The organism is Bartonella sp. AA97HXZ, assembly GCF_042196985.1.
Classification (GTDB): domain Bacteria; phylum Pseudomonadota; class Alphaproteobacteria; order Rhizobiales; family Rhizobiaceae; genus Bartonella.
Window position 1 is genome coordinate 1 of sequence record NZ_JBHIRC010000040.1, and the last position, 4,524, is coordinate 4,524.

At 36.3% G+C, this 4,524-nt stretch carries 2 protein-coding genes; both read right to left on the reverse strand.

What is annotated here, in order from left to right; translation table 11 throughout:
• Nucleotides 1–1,104 precede the first annotated feature (1,104 nt).
• Complete coding sequence (locus tag ACFINE_RS09195) at nt 1,105–3,735, reverse strand: DUF6990 domain-containing protein (protein WP_375621824.1); 2,631 nt, start codon at nt 3,733–3,735, stop codon at nt 1,105–1,107.
• 6 nt (nt 3,736–3,741) lie between these two features.
• Nucleotides 3,742–4,524 (reverse strand): hypothetical protein (locus ACFINE_RS09200; RefSeq protein WP_375621823.1); only part of this gene is annotated, 783 nt, incomplete at its 5' end.

Sequence of the window (4,524 nt, forward strand, 5' to 3'; positions counted from 1 at the left end):
TATGCTGTTGAAACCATTGGCAACCCTGCCTACCCTCTAGAGTTATTTCAGAGGGTTATTACCGTAAGTTTAGAAACCATGAAAATCGTTAAGAACTTACCAAATTTGGTATTAAGAGAAACTGAATAACTTAAAAGCATGCTCACATAATGGGCATGCTAATCTTATTAAAGCCGCTTATGTATTAGTTTAAATAACAGTCTATTTTATCATCTGTTATGAGATAAACTAAGATAGGAAATAATTACGTTATCAAAATCTCTTTAATGGACTTTTGTAAATTCTTTAAACGTATCATCTTGTGAGTTGATTACCTATAATCTTAAAAGGAATAATTTATCATGCGTTATTCTAAAAAGAAACCATTTGCACTTTTAGATACTCTTATTTGGATTGCTTTAAGACTTTTAAGAAATCCACTCTTAAATAGAATTAGATTTTTTTACATTGCCTTTAAAAGATTATACCGTAATCTAAAATGATAGCTTTATTGTTTTCAAAAGCTTTGTTTAAAGAGGATTATGTATATTCATTTTCTTATATTACTTATAGGTTTTGAAGATTTCTCACCCCCCCAAAAAAACCTACAAAACATATAGCATTAGTTGAATTTACAGGTTGTATTTTGATATAGGTTGTTTTTTGTGAAACTTGATAAAAGTTAACATATTGAAATATAATAAACTTTTATTTTTGATTAAAAAAATAAAATAATACGTATAAAAAGAACCCACAAAACCACCAAAACTAACAACCATAAGGATCTTGATAACATTTATTATAAGTTACAAGCTATCTTTTGAAAAGCTTTAAAGGATCATATGCTTTTCATAAAGCACATTTTAATCATTCACTAAAATCATAAGATTCGTTTGTTAAATAAACTGACATAACCGATAAAATAGATAATAATCCATTAAAAGGGATTTTGATCATCTATGGAATAATTTTATAGATCTTTTTTTATAGGTTGTTTCCTTAAAATCTTGCACCAAAACCATGATCAGAGCCATACCACTGTTGAGTTTCTCAACTAGTGATCAAGGCTTTAGACCGCGCCTTATTTTCTAAATTTTTTGAAATCTTTTTGATATTTTTTAGGTGCTATTTCTTGTCTTTTTTTCCGATAAAATTGACTATTTTCTCTTTCCACGAGCGGGATTGCTCCTTGCTGATAACCTCTTGTTGATCATCAAACTTTTCTGCCACCCGTTCAATCAAAGCGTAGCTCACTTGCTTCACCTTTGCTACTTCTTTGGCTAAAGCTAATGCACGTTCAAGGTGGGTTTTGTTGATGCTCTCGTCAAAGCCTAGGTGATCACCTGCCGTAAAGCTTTTCTGATAAGATTGTAAGGTCTCAACATCACCCAATAAAGCAAGAGCGCCAAGATGAAGTAAAGCATAATCCGTATCGTTTGCTTTAGACGTGGCGCCTTTTTCCCAAGGAGCTATACCATAATCAGAGCGTAGCCTTTTAGAAAGGTCAATGTCTGTTACCGCCCATTTTAGCGCGTCATCAAGTGCTTGCTTTAAGCGATCCGCAGTAACTTCTGGTTCAAAGATTTCTAACCCCTTTGCTTCAAAATTAAGCTGTATATCTGGAATATCTTCCGTGTGGGTAGGATCAATGAATTTACAAGCGGTGGAAAGAATGCCCGTGCTAATCAAAAAGGCGCTATCAAATTGCGGGTAGTCTTTGGCAATTTCGTCGTTATAAAGAATATCTACTTCACGATCAGCCAATTGATAGCTTGCCATATGGTCATTCTCATTGATTTTCTCGGTTGACCAGCCTAAGCTTTTTAAAAGTGCATGAGCACTTTCCATGGTGAGACGATCATCAGTGTCATCCACTTCATCCACTTCCTCTGCCACTTCAACAGAAGTTGTTTTAGAAGCAACAGATGCTGTTTGCGCATCCAAGCTTAAAATCGGAGCATTTTTAGGAAAACCAGTCCGATAACGGCGTGCAAGAGCAAGGACGTTATCAATAATATGTGCTATGTTTTCCCTTATCAAAGCTGAAAAGTTTTTATCCTTCAAACTTTCCTTATAAAATTTGAGTTTTTCAACATCCCCAATAAGAATAAGTGCAATAAGGTGCAACTTCGCAAAATCATATTCACTGTCTGGGGACAAAGCCGCATAATCATAGATGATTTGATTCACATTTTGTCGATCAGCCCAGCACAAAATATCCGCACAGATCTGCTTCAGTTTACCTTCATCCAATTCAGTACTAGAAACTGCATAAACTTCTTCTGATTCTTTAAGAACGGTATATTGGGGAGTATCGATAAAAATAGATCGATAAGCTGTAGAAAAACCAAGTGTTGAAAGAGAAACCTTGAAGGTAACAAATGGTGTCTCTCCGTTTTTATCAAGGTTGTACACTATATTAATGATACGATCTTTCTTTATAAAATAAGCATTGCAATTGTAATTTTTATCACGATAGACTGTCCAGTCCATCCTTTTTAAGTCTTCAGAAACTGTATTAAGAAAAGACAAATCTTGTAAACTAAGACGATCATCTATAGCTTTTCGCTCATTAAGGATTTTCAGATATTCTTCAGCAAATTGAACGGCCTGGTTAATATATCTCTCTACTTCACGGTCATCCAAAATTTCAGAAATCGTACCTGCTTCTAAAAAATTTTGATAGGATTTCAGGATATCAATTTGACCTGTTAATGCTAAACAAGCTAAATGCCAGACTATATCTATATTGTAGCTATATTTTTGGATAAGCGTTTTGCTTTCTATTGATGCTTGTAAATCTTGGGCACGTGCCCACTGTATTATCCGCTCAGAGATTTTGATAAGCTCTTGCTCATCTAATGTCTCTACACAAATATCAATGCCTTTACCAAAACCACTAAAAATCCCCCCCCCAATCGTATTAAAAGAATTATAAATATTTTTAGGAGAAACACACCAATATTCCTTACTATAGTGAATACAATTGCAAGCGACAGAAATCATTTCATTAGATATTTCAGCTTCAATACGGACATTGTAATTGTCATGGAGACGTATAAAACCAAAATCAAATTGAATAAAGCGGTCGGGCAAAATCAACCACATTTTTCCAGGTTCCGTTGAAAACCACCCTTGTGTTTTAAGAACGCGCATTGCTGCTATGAGACTTATCGAGCGCTGTTTTGGCTTCTTGCGCGTTAGAATATCGTCTAATTCCCCATTTTTATAGGCCTGTGCAAAAAAAAGCAGGCGATCATACCTCGTCATTGTTTTGTAATCAGAAAATTCTGGTACATACAACTGAGATGTAACCTCAGAACTCTTTAAAGTCTCTACATCACCAAGCAAAGCCTTTGCGACAAGAGAATGATCTGCAGCTTCTTCACGTAATTTTTTTTCAATATCCTGTGCTTGCGCCCATGCAATCACTTTGTTTAAAGCTGTTGTGATATGGCTTTCGGAAAGATCCGGAGCTTTAACATTAAAATCCTCCTTCGCGTAAAACAGCACATCTCCATATTTACGCTGTGATTTTTCACCTCTAGAATATTCCCAGCCAAGACAATAAGCAGCGGTGGTGAGATCAGCCGAAAGCAAAAACTCTTTGCCTCTCTCTCCATAATTTTTTACACCATAGCCAATACCGACAATGCGATCGGGAAGATGATAATGCGCAAAAGTATCCCCCACGTTATCACGATAAGGCTCCCAGCCCAGTCTTTTTAAAATCTCTGTGACATCTTTAGTTTGCATCATGACTCACTTTCCTTGTGCAAGAAGCTCTGTTAAACGGCTCGGATGACGAATAACTTCGTATTTTATCGGTCTCCCCCAACCCTTGCCCAGTTGTTCTTTAGGCCAATTTTTCTTAAAATTCCTCAATGCTTCCTCCGTTGGTTTTTCTCTTTCTATAAATTTTTTGAGTTCTTCTTGATATTTATTTAGCTTTTCTTTGTTTTCCTCAAGGAATTTTAAAACAACATCTCCTGTGGGTTGCGCATCTCCTGTTTTATACTCCTTTTCCAAAATCTTTTGGTTTTCGGTTAGACCAGCATTCCCCGTTTTTACCTCAACAATTTTTAATTCACCATCCTCTATATAGAGAATATCAGGACGGGATCTTATTGCAACTTCCTTTGTCCCTCCTTTACCATCAGGTTTCTCAACTATTTTTTTAAACGATGCTTCTTGCGTACATGTTGTGCATCCTGCTTCCTGTAATTTTTGCATTTCTTCTGTACGCTTTCCGTCATGATGCTCCTTATTTTTTTCGAGTGTTTCACGATTGCTATTACTTTTTGAAGGCTTTGGGGATGTTTCGCCCTTGGCACTGTCTTCAGAGCCAATTTTTCCAACTGATTGGGCAAGTTCCTTTTCTGCTTTTGCAGCCGCTTCTTCAGTCTTAGCAGCGAATTTAGCCAGAACCTTTTCGCCAAGCTTTACGCCTCCCTTGGCTGCTCCAGCACCTCCCAAAAACAGCGTTGCTACTTCAGTCAATAATTTTCCAAATTCAAGACCAGCATTAAAGGAACCACCGGCACC

Coding starts and splice junctions, on each gene's coding strand:
- ACFINE_RS09195 (WP_375621824.1), bottom strand. CDS start 3,735: ATGCAAACTAAAGATGTCACAGAGATTTTAAAAAGACTGGGCTGGGAG.